Here is a 17499-nt window from a genome sequence, read left to right as displayed (position 1 = left end):
GAACAATCCTTGTAGTTCTGCACAACGCGCCCTGAAGACTCTAGCGTCCGAGTTCGACCAGGCGTTGACGCCCTTGTTTGCTCATCTTCAGTACCGCACCAGATTTCAAAACAAGCGAGGAATCTGTGCGCCCTTCCCGGTAAACCTCCCGGATGCGCTCCACATTCACAATGGAAGACCGATGTACCCGTACAAAATTTTTCGGATCGAGTTTGTCATTCAGATCCGTAATCGTCTCGCGAAGCATGTAGTTCCGCCCGGTCACGTGAAGGCGGCTGTAGTAGGCATCCGCTTCAATCCAATCAATCTCTGACACTGGAAGCAGGATTTCTTTGTCTCCATCACGAACTAGGAAACGCTGAGCATACGATTTGGGTGGATCACTTGCCGGACGCACACTGTTGAGAAGGGTTTTGAATTGCTCCTGCGTTAGTTGTGCCGTTTGCATCAGCAGCTTCTCCCGGACGCGCCGCAATGCCCGTTCTAGCCGTTCTAGAGTGATTGGTTTTGTCAGGTAATCAATCGCTTGGACGTCAAAGGCGCGCACCGCGTGCTCGTGGAATGCCGTCACGAAGATCGTCGGTGGTAGGTCTTCGACTCCGACTTCCTCGATGACATCGAAGCCATCCATCTCTGGCATTTGGACGTCGAGTAGCAGGAGATTGATTGAGCGATTCTGTAGCGCTTCCACTGCATCATCACCACTTGCACACTCTCCGACCACTTCCACATCGTCGAGTTTCTTCAACATCGAGCGAAGAAGATCACGCGCCAGCGGCTCGTCGTCGACAATAAGAGCTTTCAATTGCATGCAGGACCTTCCTCAAACGGAATTTGGATGGTCACCTGATAGCCGCCGTTGGGCGGCGATTCAATCTCGAGCTGATGCATATCGGGGTAAAAGAAGGACAGCCGTTCTTTGATGTTATTTAGCCCAATGCCATGTCCTTGGGAACGTGCTGAAGACGTGCCGTTCCCGTTGTCGCATACCCTCATCCATAGCTTGTCTCCAAGCTTCTCTGCTCGTGTTTCGATTCGCCCCCCGGACTTCTTCGATTCGATCCCATGACGCACCGCGTTTTCCACCAATGGTTGCAGAAGAAATGATGGAACGAGTCCCTTGCGTGCCTCCGATGTCGTCTGAATATCGATTTCGATGCGGTCCGCGAAACGCACCTTCTGAATCGCCAGGTAGCTTTCGACGAGTTGGAGTTCCTCAGTAAAAGGGACCTTGGTAGGGCTCCGCCGCTGCAGCGTCGTCCGCAAGATCGTATTCAGGTGTGCGAGCGTTTCCATGGCTTCGTCAGTCTTGCGCTGCGACACAAGACTTGTGATGGCGTTCAGAGTATTGAAGAGGAAATGCGGCTCCATCTGCATTTGCAAGGCTTGGAGTTGCGCCTCGGAAAGCTGGCGCTCTATCTCAAGCTTTTGCACGAAGGCATTCCGTCCCTGCATTCGCGAATAAAGGAAGGCGCAAATGCCATAGATGAATCCATAGATGACGATCTCGACACCGAAGTGCTCAGGATCATCCACTCGATGCGTTCTGTAGAGATCTCCCCAACTAGACCATTCAGCGGCGGCAAACCTGACGGTGTATTGGATGAAGAGCAAGTGAGCAGCTGCGAGTGCTCCCGATATCGCGAGTTGAGCAGCGATCATTCGTGCTGAAGGCTTCAGTATGGACGGCCATCGTGCGGCGAAGTTCCAGAGCAGAATCGTTACCGGAATCCACCAAAGCCAGATCACGCATCCATAGAGAAGAGATGGCGTGAAGGACGCGTGGAAACCGCTTAACTGAAGATTCTGATGGCATTCCCTTGCAACTTCAAACGCGAGAATTCCTGAGATTAACGAAACCACGGTAAGCGCCGCGCCGGGTCGCACTGGAAGAAGCTTCGTGCCGTTAGAGTCACTCATGATAGCCTCTCTGGCCTGAGAAAATTCTAGTCTTCTGTCGCTGCGGTTGCATTTAGAAATCGAACCTCGCTCCAAGTTCCAGACGTCGCGCTGGGCCGGCGGCGATAGGCTGCCCAACCGTTCCAGACGAGAGAACCGTATTCACGGTGGTCACGTTTGTATGGTTCAGCACATTGGAGCTTCGAACGTTCAAGCTGAGAGTCCTCAGGTGATCTCTGTCTTTGGGGTTCAGAACGAACGTACGCCGCAGGTTCGGATCGAGGTTGATCGTCCACCCTGGCATCGTACCTACGTTGTAGGGCACAGTTCCGTTGACCGTGTTTGTTGTCATCAAACCATAAGGCGTGCTGTAGACGCCCGTTCCGACAGCAGCGGCATAGGAAGGTCGATCATTGAAAACTCCATCGCCGTTCGCGTCTGTGCCCGTTGTGATGTTGTATGGCAGACCCGGCAACGCTGAAAATTGCATACTCAGCTCGAACCTCGAAGGGAGCTGAAGCACACCCAATCCAGAAACTCCGCCTCGCCGCATCCAATCGGGACGGGCTGAATCCCCCTGCGTACTGTAGGTCGATTGCGGTGTCTGCGGATTTTCCCTGAAGTTCAAATACCAATAAGTAACGTTAAGATTCAGGCGCTTGAGGCTATTCTGTTTCACTGTTGCGGCATACACAGCGCCCTGGCCGTGGCCATAGTTCTGATATTGCATGATGTTCAGGTTCGGAGCCAAAGGACGCGGGGCCATCAGAGACGCTGTTGGATCGGGAGCTATTCCAATGCTGCTTGGAAGTTTGGGGGCATTGATGTTCACGATGCGTGACGAGTTCCATGTACCGCCGAAGCTATACGACACCTGCCCCGACCAATGGTGTGGGAATTCATGCGCAACTCGGGCAGCAAACTGAAAGACAGGCGCTTGGCTGATCCCAGGCTCGAACCGATTTCTTGTGTTTACTTGAATCGAGCCCGGCACAGGCACAAGTGGCGCTCTATAGCTGGGAGAATAAACTGTGATTTGCGACTGTCTGCTTCCGTTGAGTCGCTCGACTTCGAGGAGGTTGGCAGGTGTATCCCAGATCGTGAAGATGCCTGCCTGCGCACCGATCGTCCAGGTTGCCTTTTTGTCGGGAGACCAGACCAGTCCGAATCGTGGTCGAGGATTATGGAAGCTGTTCGGATGAATCTCCAGCTGATAACGGAGGCCAAACGTGAAGGACAAATTCGGTAGAACCTTCATGACATCCTGCGCGTAAAGGCTCACTTGAGATTGGGTGACGGGGACCACTGGATTTCCCATCGTCACTTGATAGTTGGTTGGAGTTCCACCCGGAAGATTCTGAAGCGCTCGCCCGTATTGGTCAATGGGTCTTAGGTTTACCGTGCCTCCAGTTGGCTGGTTGCCGGAGTCCAGCTCCGATCCACTTCCGCCGCCAAAGACGTAGTCTCCATTAAATGTGCTTGGGACATACGCATGAACGAAGCTCGTAATGGACTGCAAGCCGAAGTCGAACTGATGCCTTCCCCGCGTCGCGATCACGTCGTCGTCCACTTCGAGATCACGTTCACGATTGTTTAGGTTTTGGCTTATGGCCCCTCCGCCGGTGAAATACCCGGCAACCTGAAGACTCGGTGACGTTGAATTCGGTTTCTGCAGATTGCGTTTCCATGCGAATCCGATTCGCGTTTCCTGTACTGTATTCGTGCCAAGCGTCAGGGTGTTTAGAAGTCGCAGGTCGTACTCGCTCACTCTGTTGGAATATCCAGCTTCCTGCAATACGAGACCGCCCACTCCCTGATTGCCTTGGTCGTTGACATTCGCGGACCAGGAAAGCGTGGCGATGTCGTTCTTGCTGAACTGCGAATCAATTCGTGCTGATCCGATCCAAAGCTTTTGGGGGGTGGCTACGGTCTGGCGCAGCGGCGTCACGCTATAGGAAGAATCGAGCACTTTGGCATTTACGATATCGAATTCATCGATCTCGCGGCGCTCTACAGCTAAGGTGAAGTCCAGCTTTTTGGGGCGAATTGGGCCAGTCAGCTCAACTCCATAGCGTCTTCTTCCCGCAGGAGTCGATGTAGTGGAGAAGGGATTTGTTGCATTGAAGATGCTGTTGCTGTCGTTGAAGAACAGAGCGCCATGGAACTTGTCCGCTCCCGGTTTCGTTGTGATCTCGATGCGGCTGCGATGCCATTGAAATTCAGGCGAGAAAGTATCTGGGTTGATTCGAATCGAAGCAATCGAACTTTTCGGCGGCACCATGCTCGAACCTTGGAATCCGTTCACGAGTACAGATGCCTCGTTCGGACTTCCTCCGCTAGTCGATGCAAGCATTTGTAGCTCACGCAAGAGATCATCCGGATCATCGGGAAGCTGTTCAACTTGTTTAGCATTCAACATGGTCGTGCCTGCTCCGTCTTCGCTTGCAGTAGGGACATCGCCGTTTACTTCGACGTCCTGCTGTACAGAAGCTAACCGCAGTTCGATGTTCATATGGACGGCGCTTCCGACCTGACCGCGGACGCGAACCTTGCTTTCAGCGAATCCGGTAGCTCGCGCTGTGATCAAAGCCGAAGAGCCTGTCACACAAGTCAGCGTGTAGTGACCAATTGAATCTGAGGTCGTTCTCTCCCCGATGGTCGTCGTAAGCTCCGCTCCTGGGACTACGGCGCCCGTGGTGTCTGTGACTGTGCCGTCCACGTGGATTCCGTTAGCGCAAGGCTGTTGCGAACGTATCGAAGGTGGAAGCAGCAGAGGGGCCAAAGCGAGCCCTAACGACAGAAGTTTGTGCACGGCCATTTGTCACTCCGCAATCAAGATTCCAGAATGCCGGGGGATATGGCCGAGTTTGCAACGAACGAATCCTTTGCACGCATCGGAAGTGCAATTTGTCGGTCGAAACTGTGAAGCCGAATGTCAGGTAGACGTTCAGGAACCTAACAAAAGACAGTTCCTTCTGATTTCGCCGGCCGTGTCCCAAGAATCCTCCGGTTGGTTTGCATTCGGAGGCCGGAATGCATCGTTCGTATGGCTTAGGGTCCGATTCGTTGCAAAAGTCCGCGGGAATGTTCTAGCAGGCGCGAAGCTCGTGCGATGAAGAACATCCTTCGCTTCTTGTTCATCCCGATACTCGCTATCCAGATTTCGCCACTTCACGCTCAGGACAGCCTTTCTGCCCTCCTGAAGCGGGCGTCCAGCCTCAGAGAGGGTGGAGAAAGCCGTAAATCCATTGCACTCTTGCAGCCAGCTCTCCAGAACAGTGGAGAGGAAGCTTCTTCGGTAGAACTAGGCAAGGCATGGAATCTGCTTGGAGCCTCCTACCAGGACGCAGGACTTTTCCGGGATGCTGCTCGTTGCCATGAGAGGGCAATTCAGATTCTCCGAGAGGACTCCAATGGAAAGGCAGAGCTCGCCTCTGCCTTGGACAATCTCGGTTCGGTAGAAAACTGGATAGGTACGCCCCAAGTCTCCAGAGCGCTACGCATGTCCGCTTATCGGATTTATGGGGAACTAGGCGATCAGGTTGGGCAGGCAAGAACCGCTAATAATCTGGCCGTCATCGCCATTCATGGCGGCGACTTCAGAACAGCTAAGCGTTATGCAAAGACCGCACAAGAGATAGCAAAGGGTTCACCGGCGATAGATGGGGATGATCTCGCTGCACTGGAAAGTGTAGCCGGTACCATCGCGTTACATGATGGTCAGACAGAGAGAGCTATTGAACACTTGAGCCGCGCAATCAACAGTTGGACACAGAAACACGGACGGCAGCACTTCCTTGTCGGACTTGGATACTCGTTACGCGCGCAGGCGTTCGCTGCTAGGGATGAGGGTACGCAAGCTCTCTCCGACATAGAAGAGGCATTGCGTATAGAAGCGGATGTGGTTGGAAGAGGGAGTGCCATATATTGGCAAACCCAGACCGTGCATGCCAGCCTCCTCAGAGACTTTGGGGATCTCAACGAAGCTTCCCACATTGAAAAAGAATCAGATGCTGTAATGGCTCGGATAAAGCAAGATCAGTGCAACCAGTGCACAACGACAGCAACGGGCTTCCATCCTCTTCCATGAGGTTTTTGAGCGGGTGGCTGGAAGCTTGTTCCTATACCAGGTAAAGCTGGTTCTTTCACGCTGCGGAGGTGAAGACGACCGGGGCGCGGACACAGTTTGCGACTGAAGAGCCGGCCATTGATCTCAAGCGAGGCGCTTGCTGAGTTCAGACTTGTCCGTACTCCATTAGCTTTTGCCGTCCTGTCCGGCTCATGCGCAGCGTGCGTCCGTCGTTCAAGACAACCGAACTCTCTGTTTGGCTCTCGCGATGGATCTCCCGAATCCGTTCCAAGCGGACGATAGTTGAACGGTGAATCCGCAGAAACTTACGGGGATTAAGCCGCTTCTCCATCTCTGAAATGGATTCCCGAAGCATGAAGGATTTTCCCTCCACATGGAGGCAGCAGTAATATTCTGCGGCCTCGATCCAATCGATCCGATCCACTGCAAGCAGAATCTCTCTTTCGGCGTCTTTGACCAAGAACCGTTCCGCAAACCCAGAAGTAGATCCGCCGTTTGACTGAAGACTCAGCAATAGATTTGTGAGTTGGTCGTTGGTCGTCATCGCAGCTTTGGCAGCAAGTCGTTCCCGAGCACGAGTGATGGATTGATTGAGTCGTTCCGCTTCTATAGGCTTTGTCAGGTAATCAATCGCATGAATCTCGAAAGCACGCACCGCGTACTCGTGATATGCGGTCGTGAAGATGGTGCAGGGTAGGTGAGCCGCGCCTACTTCCTGCACTACCTGAAACCCGTCGATTCGTGGCATCTGCACATCCAGGAAAAGCAGATCGACTGCATGCGCCTTCAGATACGCTATGGCCTCAGCTCCGTTTCGACACTCCGCTGTGATCTCTACGTCAGGGTGGGAGGCCAACAGAGAGCGCAACTGATCTCTTGCTAGTACCTCATCGTCAACGATCACGGTCCTGAGAGTCATGCCACCACCTGCTCATACGGTATTTGAATCGTGACTTCAAAACCTCCTGATGAGAGAGGACCAGCCGTCAGCCTGTGCGTACCAGGGTAGAAGTATGCGAGGCGCTCCTGGGTATTCCGAAGACCGATGCCATGTCCGGTACTCAGCGGCGAGTCTTCGCCGAGGCCGTTGTCTCGTACTTGCAACCAGAGGTCGTCTCCGATCCGCTTGGCTGTCGTCTCAATCATTCCGCCAGCTTCCGAATGAGCTATGCCGTGCTGCACCGCATTTTCGACCAGCGGCTGCAGAATGAACGAAGGAACGAGACACTGTCTCGCGTCTTCAGTCGCATCGATCCTTATCGAGAGGCGGTCCGAAAACCGTACCTGCTGGATAGCCAGGTAGCTCTCTACTACCCTCAGCTCTTCGGTGAACGGGACCTTTTCAGGCGCTTTTCTTTGAAGCGTTGTTCTGAGGATTGTATTGAGATGAGAGAGGGTCCGATTCGCCTCGATGTTTCTGCCCTGTGTCACAAGGCTAGTGATGGAGTTGAGCGTGTTGAAGAGGAAGTGCGGTTCCATCTGCATTTGAAGTGCTTTTAGCTGCGCCTGTGTCAGTTGCCTTTCGATTTCAAGACGAGTGAAGGCTTCGCGCCTCCTCTGCATGTGGGTGTATAGGAAACCCGACGCCCCATACACAAACCCATAAATGATGAGTTCCATTCCAAAGCGGCGAACCGAGAGGTAGCTTGTTGCGGCGTAGAGGGCGCCCCATGTGTTCCAAACGGAACCAGCAACAGCTATCGTCGCTTGGATGAGTAAGAGGTGGCAGCCAGCCAATACGACAGCCATCAATGTATGAAATCCGAGGTACGCCGCTCGGAACGCCAGGACCTTTGGGCGACGAAGGGATAAAATCCATAAGCCGATGGTGATGGTGCCCCACCACGCCCACATCACGAAACCAAAGATCAACGACGGCACGTAGGGAACCTGTTTGTTCAGGGTCACAAAGGTGCTGTGGCACTCATTTGCCGTTATCACGCTTAGGATGACAGTCGCGACTATCACGACGGCGAGGGCAATCGAAGTGGACCGTCGATCGACTCGTTCATCAAATGACACTTCTCTGAAGCTCATGATGCCCCCTTTGAAGCACCTTTAACGAGGTTAATACTCATGTGATTGGGAATGATAGTCCGCATTTTTATTTCCGAAGTGCGCGGCCCAGGATTCGGAGAGAACCGTCGATCTCAGGCATCGTTCTGCCCTCATCCAGATGCAGCAAACGCGCGACAAACGGATAAATATCGACATTCTCAAAAGAAGGCAGATCGAGGTGCGCTATGCCCGGCCCAACGGCAAAGAAACTCGCCTTCATCTCTGGAACCTGTCGCGGATCATAACCGTGGTTTCCTAGAGCTGAAGGCTTAGTTTCGGCTCCAAGTGGTGCTCGACTGATCCGATACGGTCCCTTAGCGACCAGAACTGGGTCGCCCGAGCGCGCGTTGCTGTTGAAGTGCAAGTAGTTTGGTACCGCCGCCCGGCGATACACATCAAAAAACGGACTCTTGCCAGAAAGCTCGTTGTAGAGCAATGTGGCTTCGGCATCACTCCCTGGATACAGGAACAATCCGACGCGCTTGACGGCCCCAGCTTCTTGTCCGAATGTTGCCAGATTGACGAGGTTGCCACGATAGTCGACCATGCCATGGTCGGACACCACCAGAATGTCAACGGGAAGATGTGTCTTACGCACCTTCTCCAGGAGAAGAGAGACATCACTATCCAGCCGTCGAACTGCCGTCTTTAGTTCTGGGCTATCCACGCCGTATTTGTGTCCGACTTCATCGGCGTCGGAGAAATAGAGCGTGATGAAATGAGGACGCAGATCTTCCCTCAAAGCGAGCCACGACATGACTTGCATCACCCTGGCTCGGTTAGAAATGTGTTCGTCATAGTTCAAGTAGTACGTAGGACGGTAGCCGTCGATCTCTGCTTCGGAACCAGGCCAGAACATACAGGCGGATCGCATGCCTTGACGAGCGGCCAATACCCATAGCGGAACCCCACCGTACCAAGAACCGTCGCGTGAAGTCTTCGGATCGCCAGCGTCGTATGTCTCATTTCGGACTGGATCGTAAAAGCCATTTTGTACGATCCCGTGATGCTCAGGATAGAGGCCGGTTACAAGGGTGTAGTGATTCGGGAACGTCAATGAGGGGAACGAGGGAATCATACCCTCTCGCGTCGAAGCACCATGCGATGCCATCCAGAGCAGATGCTTTGCATGAAATCGGCGTGCGTAATCGAAGCGGAATCCGTCAAGGGACACCAACACCACGTATGGCTGTTGTTTGGCATCAGCACTGTTCGCACGATTCGATGTCTGAATGACTTCCAACTGCTGTGCGTTGGCGCAAGTTGGAAGAGCCACGGCAATGACCATCGCCACAATCAAGAGACCTACCCTCATCACATCGTCCTCTCTGCGCGGCGAAGCATGTCGCGCGGGAATAAATCGCTAAAACGAGAATCGAAGCCCCAACTCAATCCTTCGTGCAGTGTCGGCGGTAACGGGCTTGCCAAGATTGGAAGAGGAGACGACCGTTCCAACCGTGAGCACGTTGGTGTGATTTAAGACATTTGCGCTTCGTACATTGAAGGTGATTGTCTTGGGTGCCTGATTTTGCTTCGAAGGCAACTGGAAGACTCGTGCAGCATTCAGGTCGAGGTGGATCGTTCCGGGCATCATGCCGAGGTTTCTCTGCACATTCCCATTGATCGTGTCAGTCGTCATCAGCCCATACTTGGTCTGAAAGGTATTTGCCTGGCTGGTACCGAGCGCAAACGACGGACGATCATTGAAGATGCCATCGCCGTTGTTGTCGGTGCCTGTCGTGAAGTTGTACCGCCCGCCGTTGCGCGCATCGAGAACCGACGAGAGATTGATCTTGAAGGGCAGAAGAACGAATCCTGTGAAGTCGAATTGGCTGCGATGATTCCACTCAATGTGTGAGCTTTCCCCGGCGTTTGTGTAGGCCGATTGCGGGCTGTTGATCGAATCTGCAACGTCGGCCCAGACATTCTGAAACTTGTAGCTGCCTGTAAAACCGAAGTGCTTATAGCTTTGCTGCGTAATGGAGCCTCCAACGATAGGTCCTTTGAGGTGCCCTGAATTCTCGTATTGGAAGACGTTTTGGTTCGGTGCGAACGGTCTAGCGGCCATCACGGCTGAAATAGGGTCAGGAGCTGTCCCAATCTCCGAGGCAACTTCTGGGGCGTTGATGTTCCTGATGCGGTATGCGCCCCACACCAAGGCGTCCAGCGCCCACAACTGAACATGCCAATGGTGTGGGAAATCATGCTCCACACTAGCGCTCAAAGCGAAAGATGGGACTTGATGGGCATTGAAAGCCAATCGATTGATGGAGTCGACCGATACGGAGCCCGTTACCGGCGTCAGGGGAGAACCGTACTCAGGTGAATACACCGTGAGACTCCGCTGACGAACACCGTTGAGCCGATATGCGTCCGAGACGAAAGAGATGTCTACCGGCGAAGCGAATAGTCCTGCACGTGCATGGACCGTCCAAGTCTGCTTCTTGTCCGGAGACCATGCCAACCCCAAACGAGGAAGGACGTTTCCGACATTCGTGGGTGAGGTCTGCAACTGGTAGCGGAGTCCTGCCGACACGGTGAAGCGAGGAGTCGCCTGTATGATGTCCTGCGCAAACAAGCCCACAGTCCACTGTGTGAATGCCACGAGCGGGCTTCCGTTTGTGATCTGGTAGGTAGTAGGCCGCCCTCCAGGGAGCCCGGCCAGAGCGCGCTGGTACTGCTGAAGGGGGGATAGGTAAATGGTGCGGCCCGTCGGTTGATTGTTAGCGTCGAGTTGCGGACCGCTGCCGCCGCCGAAGATGTACGCCCCGTTGAACGTATTTTGTGTGTCTTCATGAACGAATTGACCGAGAGACTGTACACCGAACCGTAGCTGGTGCTTTCCACGCGTGAGCATCGCATCGTCGTCAATCTCCAAATCACGCTCTCGATTGTTCAAGCGCTGCAAGGTGCTTCCACCTGAGGTGAACGCTCCTGAGACCTGAAGAGAAGTAGTGGTCGCGGAAGGAACGTCTTCGGTTCGCTTCCACGAGTAGCCGATGCGCGTTTCATGCAAGAATGACGCACTCAAAGGCTGGCTGTTGGTGAAACGCAGATCGTGTTCACTAACAGCGCTGGAGTATCCAGAGTCACGAAGAACCAAGCCGCCGACACCCTGATTTCCGAGGTTGTTTACGTTCGAGGAGAACGAGATTGTCGCGAGGTCGCGCGGCGAAACCTGCCAGTCCCCGCGAGCCGAACCGATCCAGAGCCTTTGGGGGGCTGAAACCGTGTCGCGAACCGAAGTCTGATTGCCTTGGGCGTCAAGGCTCACCGCGTTGACAATGTTGAATTCGTCGATCGCTCGGTGTTCCAAACTCAAGGAGAAGTCGCTGCGTTGTCGCACAAGAGGACCACTCAACTCGAAGCCATACCGCTGCTTCCCTGCGGGCGTTGTTGTACTCGAGAACGGATTCGTTGCATTGAATACGCCGTTGCTGTTCGTCAGGAACAAAGCTCCGTGGTAGGAGTCCAAGCCAGGCTTGGTGAAGATCTCAATCGTCGCACCACGCCAAGGCGGGGATTGATATTCCGGGACAAAGATGTCCGGATTGAGGCGGATCGAACTGATAGCGCTCTTCGGAGGCAGAGTTCCGGCACTTCTGAACCCGTCGACAATCACCGTTGCTCCATCGGAGCCACCAACGTTGCCTCCCAAGAGCTGAAGTTGCCTCAGGAAATCGTCAGGATCATCCGCGAGCTGCTGGATTTGTGCTGTGTTTAGAGTAGTGGTTCCAACGCCTGCACCTGGATCACCCTCCGTGCTCCTCGCCTGAACCTCGATTTGGGAAGACACCTCTTCGAGCGTGAGCTTGAGGTTAAGTCTTACGGTCTGACCTCTGCGGAGAGCCACAGTCGCTGTTTGTGAGGCAAATCCAGTCGCGGTAACCGAGAGGACTCGATTGCCAGGGGCGACACAGGAGAAGATGTAATGTCCCGCAGAATCGGATTTCACGGAGTCAGTTCCGTCGATCTTCACTTCTGCGCCGGGCACCAAGGCGCCGGTTGCGTCGGTCACCGCTCCCTCAACGCGTGCTCGTTCGAGACAAGGTGGCGCCGATTGAGCGCCCATTGCACTTTGGGCGGTAGCAGCAAATAGGACGAATGGGTAGATCAGCGCGCGTAGCAACATGGCGCTACTATCCCAGTGCTCTGCGCTAAAGCGGCGAGATTTGCAAGGAGCTGTCCTTATAAGCGGCGAACACGCTTATAAGGCGGTGGAACATGGGCTGTTTGGACCATGAAGACCGAACTATACCAACCTCCCGCGAGAATCACCAGACAATCTTCAGACTCTGATCTACCACTTCTATCGCCAATGAGATTCGCGGCCTTCATCAACAAGATATCGCCCATCATTCTTTGGAAAGATTTCACAGCTTGCCGAATTCATGACATTCGTAGGGCAAATAAGGCGATTCCTTGCAAATGTTCGGATGCTGCATTTCTCTCCCTGCACAATGTCCTTCGTGGGCCAAAGCAATTCCAGTCACGAAAAGATGGCGTCGGTCACGAGCTTTCCAACGCGTCCGAAGAACAGCGAACGGACTGCTGCATATGTGCGCCGGGCACAACTCATGTCCGACATTTTGCTGCAAGGAAAATGGCGAATTCAGATCCTCTGTGCACTCCGTGAGGGTCCAGTTCGAATCGGTCAACTTGGACGGATGATTCCTGGCGCTTCCAAGAAAGTGTTATCGCAAAACCTCCGAAGCTTGGAAGCAGATGGAATTGTGACCCGAACTGACATGAGCGATCTGATCCTCCATGTCGAATACGCACTCAATGAAGATGTACGCGAGCTTGTGTGTGATGTGCTCGACCTCCTTTCGGAGACCGGAGCGAAGTATCTCGATGCCCAGAAACAAGGATACTCACCTCGGTTGCGGTAAGCCGTAGCTGCCTGCAACTCAATAGGAGAATCGGTGGATTCGCTATTGAGGCCAGATGAAATAGTCACTGTTTGGAACCCTATCAAACCCAACATCCTCCCAGAATTCCCGAACGCGCCGTTGGGCTAATGTCATCCCTCTGGGTTTTCTATCGTTCCGGCCGAGACCCGAAAACTGGAGTGGGACTGGTACGCAGGTGATAACTCCGCAGTTCTCGCCGAATTTCTGAATCGCTCGGAGTGCGACACTCTTCCCCAGGCCGCGGCCACGATATTCAGGAACTAGCTCAAGCCGCTCAATGAGCATGATGTCCCATTGTGCCGCTCGATCTTCGGAAATCAGCTTCTCCACTTCAGGTTTCAGTTGCTCGGAGTCTGGATCGAACAGGTTCTCGAAACAGTCACAGCTATCGCCATCAAGACAATCCATCACATCAAATAGAGATACGCCCTCGTTCATGGTTCGCCCCGCTTCGACCATGTACAAAATTAGCGTTCCAATCTTCTGCTCACTGTCATCGTCCGCCATGCCGATGATGTTTCCTTCATACACAGTGATGTAGTCGCTCGGGTCGCCCCCGTATTCGGAGAGGCTGACCGCAAAATCAACACGGAAGGTGATTGAGCCGAGCAGTTCTTTCGACTCAGCGATTTTTCGCTTCGCCAGGGTCATAGTGCTCACAGCATAGTTGATGGCAACTTCTCGTATCCCCAGCTAGGAGGAATCATTCTCTATCGGACCCGTATCCTTTGCCTTGCTGCGGCAGAGGATCATCGCCGTCTATTCGCCAAAATGGCATGAAAATTTCGCCACAAGGGGGTGGTTGGGCAAAGGTCTGGAGGGCAAAGGTCGTGGGTCCGCTAAGGGTCCAATAACCGTTGCCGAGGGTCCAATAAGGCGCTCAGGGAGCCATCCGCTACGCCTAGTATCAACAAGTTACGCGATCCAGCTTAGCTGTCACGGCAGAGGTCGCGGGTTCGAGCCCCGTCGTCGCCGCCAAACCTGAGAAAACAAAGGTTTTATCGCAAGTGGCAAAATCATGATCCTCCTTTAAGGGTGCTGACGAGGGTGCTGGAGCTATCCGCACCTTTTTTCGTTGTCCCCTTCGCACCCTCGGAGGGTGCTGAGTGGGTGCTGAAAGCGTCTTCCTTCCCGCTTTGAAGACCATCTCCATCACTCTGTTATTGGCCTCACGCTTGGTCGCGGAGATGGCACGCGTGTATACGTCGATCGTGATCCGTGAGTTCGCATGACGCAGAAGCTCCTGCGCGGTTTTGAGGTCAACTCCTGCTGATCGCAGGTTGGTCGCCAAGGAGTGACGGAAGCTGTGCCAACCGATCGCTTTGCCTTCGATCCCCGCTCTCTTGAGACCCGACGAATGACCTTCTTGAGCAAAGTGTCTGGGGATAAAGGCTGCTTTCCCTTACGCCGGATCGACGGGAAGAGAAAATCGGTGTCCTGCATATGCTGACTCCTCCCGCCATATGCCGAGCGACTCCACCACCGAAGGATGGAGCGGAACAGGTTTGCGGCTCGTCTCGGTCTTGGTGTCCCCGAAGTGATTCCGCACACAGGAGCGACGCACGTTGACCTGCATAAGTTCGAGGTCGATGTCGGCCCAGGTGAGCGCGACAAGCTCCGATCTCCGTAGGCCGGTGCTTCCGGCCAGCATCACCATTGCACGTTCCCGAAGGTTGAGAACGGCGATGAGTGCAGCAAGTTCGCCCGGTGAAAGTACATCAGGCTCGCGCAACCGTTTGGCCAAAACACGAACCTTCGTGATTGGGTTCCTGCCTCGACGCCCTGATGCTGACGCGTATCGCCAATGAGCAGAACTTTATCCTGCGGGCTAATCTTATTAAGGAAGTCACGCATCTGCTGCGTTGATGCCAGCGAGGATTCATCGACCATGTAGAGATTATTTCTCGCGGGATCGCCGGCGGCCTGCAGGCCGCCGCCCACGAGGAAGCGTTGCAGTGTGTACGCCTTAATTCCGGCATCTCGTAATTGCTTCGCAGCACGCGATGTCGGTGCAAATCCCTCCACGGCGTAGCCGTTCCGCTCAGCTCCTTCACGTATAGCTGGCAGGACCGAAGTCTTGAAGGTTGTCATCAAGGTTTGCGCCCCGGACAAGTCCATCGTTCCCTGGACGTGGGCCACACCGCTGCTCACACCCGCGAAGGTGAGTGCAAGAAGCGTCGGCCCCATGACGTGAAGGACGTGGCGGAGAGTTTGCTTTGAGAGAGGGATTGCCCACCGTTTGGCGGGGCAATTGAACGACCGATTGAAGGACTTTCCCAACCGGGTTGTGCGGCGGATTCTGAGCATCTTTGCACCTCCGCTGACGGTGTGTCAGCTAGGCGCAAAGCTAAGTTCGGATTGCGCGAACGTCCAATGACATTTTGAGCGAGCGTCATTCCAAAATGGAATGACGAGGCCAGTAATCACTCTATTTCGCGGTGCGGGCCGGAGGAAGAATGATGCTAGTCAGACGCCCAATAGGGTACCTGTTCTCAGCCACACCAAATATGATGGGGATCTAGGGCTGGATGCCCGCGAAGCGAGCGACGTCCGCGCTTTTCATAGTCAGTATTTCGTTGATGCCGTGCGCGTACATGGCAGCGGCAAGTCGTGCGCCATGGACTTACACCCGGAGACGTTGTATTGCACGACAATCGTTCGCCATTGGCGGGAAACGGCTTCCGTGTCGGCAATTCAGCTAGCGCGTAACGAATGATATTGGTCAAGACAAGGTCGGCATGTGTGGACAAAGCTACTGCCATTGTGCCATTTGTGATGGGGATAGGTTACTGAAAATAAGAGGCATAATGTCTGTGCGCTTGGTGTGGACATGTGAAGCGCGATCACCGGACTTTGCGAGGGATGTCCACGGGTGCTACGATCCTGTTCTTCGAGGGAATCTTGACCAGCGAACTCGCCAGCAGAGACCAATCGACTGACTCGGGGGGCAGCCGACCAACCGTCGAAGAATGCAAAGCGCAGGCTCTCCGGATCGTCCAATCTTCGACCCTCCGGAATGCTGCAACGCTTCAGACGTTACTTCAATTTCTGACTGACCGGATCCTGGAAAATTCAACAGACCACTTGAAAGAATACACAATCGGCGTCGAGGCTCTGGGACGAACTCAGGATTTCGACCCGAAACTTGATCCGATAGTCAGAGTGCAGATTCACCGACTCCGGGTGAAGTTGAAGGAATATTACGAAACGGAAGGAGCGCGCGACACCGTCCTGATCGAGTTTCCTAAAGGACAGTACTCGCCCCGTTTTGAAGCGATTCCAGTCACGGTATCCCCGATCGCTGAACCTGTCCCGCTAGGCCCCCCGCCCGAAGAATCGGACGCACCCGAGATTACCGAAACTCCGATTGTACGGATGTCCTCTGGGATACCTCCGTGGGGTGTTTTGTTGCTCGTCGCCAGCGGTATCGCCCTGATTGCTTTCGCGTATTTGCTGGGCGGCTGGAATGTAGAACGGCGGACCGGTGCAAAGTCAATGGGTTCCGTGCATGAAGATCCCGTCGAAATCTTTTGGGCGCAATTTCTGGGCAACGATCATTCTCCCGTGATTGCCTACCCAGATGCGGTATTTCTTCTCGATGACGACAACGACCTCTTCTTGTTCGATCACGGGGCGATTGATGGTCGCGGTGCGAAGGTAGATCCCCACGTCGCCAATGAAGTGGCGTCTGCCTCGGGTGCGCTTTCCCAGGGAAGGCAACTGTACTACGAGAATGGATACACCGGAACCGGAGAACTCGAGTCGCTCGGCATGTTGACGCGCCTGTTCGGACACATGGGCGTCGAGCCAATCGTAAAATCCAGCCGGGACATCGCCCCTGATGACCTAAGTGAGCACAATGTGATTCTCTTGGGTTCTCCGTTCCAAAATCCAGCCGTGGAACAACTCCTCACGGCAGGCGATTTTCGTTTCACAACGCCCGCCAATCGTAGTACTTGGGCATCGGAAATCGTTAATTCTCGCCCCACGAAGGGGGAGGCGCACAGCTATAAGACGGAGCGCGATCCGCATTCGCAGGTGTTGGTGGGCGATCACAGCATCGTCACGATGGCAAACGGCATGGCTCCGGGACGACGCATCATGATTCTAGGCGGGTTGGACACAAAGGGCACTCAAGGGGCGACCCTGTTTATGACCTCTAAAGACGGGATCCAGCAGTTGGACAGGGCCTTGAAGAAAGCGGGCGATTCTCAGTTTCAAGCCCTCGTGCATGTACGGCTTGCCAAAGGCTACCAAGTGCTGGGAGCCGATCTGGTGTCGATCCATCCTCTTCCTGCGAAGAAGCCATAGGACCTGCTCAACCGGACAACCGATTCATATCGGGTTCCGACCGATCCAGCTCCTGATATGACTTTTGCCAACACCCTCACAGATGTTGGATCTGGAGCCTGCAATGGCGGAGCTCTGCGTTCGATCCACCAGCGATAATCTGGCGGCGTAACGCGCTGTAACTTTTTCGAAACGTCGTCAAAATGTTCAAAAAACAGAGGATGTAGCAGCGCGGTATCCCCCCGTAAC

The 17499-nt window shown here is 54.2% G+C and carries 12 protein-coding genes and 1 pseudogene; 3 read left to right on the top strand and 10 right to left on the bottom strand.

Features of this window, described 5'->3' with window-relative positions; translation table 11 throughout:
* Positions 1-40: 40 nt before the first annotated feature.
* From OHL11_RS12815 to OHL11_RS12805, 3 genes are read right to left on the bottom strand one after another with little or no spacing between them, the layout of a single operon-like run.
* Complete coding sequence (locus OHL11_RS12815; protein ID WP_263371895.1) at positions 41-811, bottom strand: LytR/AlgR family response regulator transcription factor; 771 nt, start codon at positions 809-811, stop codon at positions 41-43.
* Entirely contained in the window at positions 802-1920 is a 1119-nt protein-coding gene (locus OHL11_RS12810) for a sensor histidine kinase (protein WP_263371894.1), read from the bottom strand. The genes OHL11_RS12815 and OHL11_RS12810 overlap by 10 nt, the downstream gene beginning before the upstream one ends.
* A 52-nt stretch (positions 1921-1972) precedes the next feature.
* Positions 1973-4717, bottom strand: coding sequence for a TonB-dependent receptor (locus OHL11_RS12805; RefSeq protein ID WP_263371893.1), 2745 nt, complete (start codon positions 4715-4717; stop codon positions 1973-1975).
* Between the two features lie 294 nt (positions 4718-5011).
* Here OHL11_RS12805 and OHL11_RS12800 point away from each other — a divergent pair, with 294 nt between their 5' ends.
* Positions 5012-5989 carry a tetratricopeptide repeat protein gene (locus OHL11_RS12800; RefSeq protein WP_263371892.1) on the top strand — a complete coding sequence of 326 codons (978 nt, stop codon included), beginning with the start codon at positions 5012-5014 and terminating at the stop codon, positions 5987-5989.
* Between the two features lie 145 nt (positions 5990-6134).
* Here OHL11_RS12800 and OHL11_RS12795 read toward each other — a convergent pair whose 3' ends face one another.
* From OHL11_RS12795 to OHL11_RS12780, 4 genes are all read right to left on the bottom strand, one after another.
* On the bottom strand, positions 6135-6893 hold the full coding sequence (locus OHL11_RS12795; RefSeq protein ID WP_263371891.1) for a LytR/AlgR family response regulator transcription factor: 759 nt from the start codon (positions 6891-6893) through the stop codon (positions 6135-6137).
* Positions 6894-6904: 11 nt separating this feature from the next.
* A complete protein-coding gene (locus OHL11_RS12790) occupies positions 6905-8026 on the bottom strand; it encodes a sensor histidine kinase (RefSeq protein WP_263371890.1) in 1122 nt (373 codons plus the stop codon).
* A gap of 67 nt (positions 8027-8093) precedes the next feature.
* Entirely contained in the window at positions 8094-9341 is a 1248-nt protein-coding gene (locus OHL11_RS12785) for an alkaline phosphatase family protein (protein ID WP_263372075.1), read from the bottom strand.
* A gap of 69 nt (positions 9342-9410) precedes the next feature.
* Positions 9411-12065 (bottom strand): TonB-dependent receptor domain-containing protein, encoded by a 2655-nt coding sequence (locus tag OHL11_RS12780; RefSeq protein ID WP_263371889.1) that lies wholly within the window; start codon positions 12063-12065, stop codon positions 9411-9413.
* A gap of 481 nt (positions 12066-12546) precedes the next feature.
* On the opposite strand from OHL11_RS12780, the gene OHL11_RS12775 reads away from it, so the two are divergent.
* Complete coding sequence (locus OHL11_RS12775) at positions 12547-12939, top strand: winged helix-turn-helix transcriptional regulator (protein WP_263371888.1); 393 nt, start codon at positions 12547-12549, stop codon at positions 12937-12939.
* 42 nt (positions 12940-12981) lie between these two features.
* On the opposite strand, the gene OHL11_RS12770 is transcribed toward OHL11_RS12775, so the two are convergent.
* From OHL11_RS12770 to OHL11_RS17240, 3 genes and pseudogenes are all read right to left on the bottom strand, one after another.
* Complete coding sequence (locus tag OHL11_RS12770; protein WP_263371887.1) at positions 12982-13611, bottom strand: hypothetical protein; 630 nt, start codon at positions 13609-13611, stop codon at positions 12982-12984.
* Between the two features lie 256 nt (positions 13612-13867).
* Positions 13868-14611 (bottom strand): annotated as a pseudogene (locus tag OHL11_RS12765) (site-specific integrase).
* The gene (locus OHL11_RS17240; RefSeq protein ID WP_317890649.1) at positions 14611-15267 is read right to left on the bottom strand and encodes an AAA family ATPase; all 657 of its coding nucleotides are present in this window, start codon (positions 15265-15267) and stop codon (positions 14611-14613) included. Before OHL11_RS17240 ends, OHL11_RS12765 begins: the two are co-directional and overlap by 1 nt.
* 555 nt (positions 15268-15822) lie before the next feature.
* On the opposite strand from OHL11_RS17240, the gene OHL11_RS12755 reads away from it, so the two are divergent.
* Positions 15823-17271 (top strand): hypothetical protein, encoded by a 1449-nt coding sequence (locus tag OHL11_RS12755; protein ID WP_263371886.1) that lies wholly within the window; start codon positions 15823-15825, stop codon positions 17269-17271.
* Positions 17272-17499: the final 228 nt, after the last annotated feature.

Origin of the sequence: Granulicella cerasi (assembly GCF_025685575.1) — a bacterium.
GTDB lineage: Bacteria > Acidobacteriota > Terriglobia > Terriglobales > Acidobacteriaceae > Granulicella > Granulicella cerasi.
Note: the sequence above shows the minus strand (reverse complement) of the source record. Positions and strands in the feature narration are given on the sequence as shown.

What these genes read in the sequence shown, in the direction of transcription:
- OHL11_RS12815 (WP_263371895.1), bottom strand. Translation starts at nt 811, where the DNA reads ATGCAATTGAAAGCTCTTATTGTCGACGACGAGCCGCTGGCGCGTGAT.
- OHL11_RS12810 (WP_263371894.1), bottom strand. Translation starts at nt 1,920, where the DNA reads ATGAGTGACTCTAACGGCACGAAGCTTCTTCCAGTGCGACCCGGCGCG.
- OHL11_RS12805 (WP_263371893.1), bottom strand. Translation starts at nt 4,717, where the DNA reads ATGGCCGTGCACAAACTTCTGTCGTTAGGGCTCGCTTTGGCCCCTCTG.
- OHL11_RS12800 (WP_263371892.1), top strand. Translation starts at nt 5,012, where the DNA reads ATGAAGAACATCCTTCGCTTCTTGTTCATCCCGATACTCGCTATCCAG.
- OHL11_RS12790 (WP_263371890.1), bottom strand. Translation starts at nt 8,026, where the DNA reads ATGAGCTTCAGAGAAGTGTCATTTGATGAACGAGTCGATCGACGGTCC.
- OHL11_RS12775 (WP_263371888.1), top strand. Translation starts at nt 12,547, where the DNA reads ATGGCGTCGGTCACGAGCTTTCCAACGCGTCCGAAGAACAGCGAACGG.
- OHL11_RS12770 (WP_263371887.1), bottom strand. Translation starts at nt 13,611, where the DNA reads ATGACCCTGGCGAAGCGAAAAATCGCTGAGTCGAAAGAACTGCTCGGC.
- OHL11_RS17240 (WP_317890649.1), bottom strand. Translation starts at nt 15,267, where the DNA reads ATGCTCAGAATCCGCCGCACAACCCGGTTGGGAAAGTCCTTCAATCGG.
- OHL11_RS12755 (WP_263371886.1), top strand. Translation starts at nt 15,823, where the DNA reads ATGTCCACGGGTGCTACGATCCTGTTCTTCGAGGGAATCTTGACCAGC.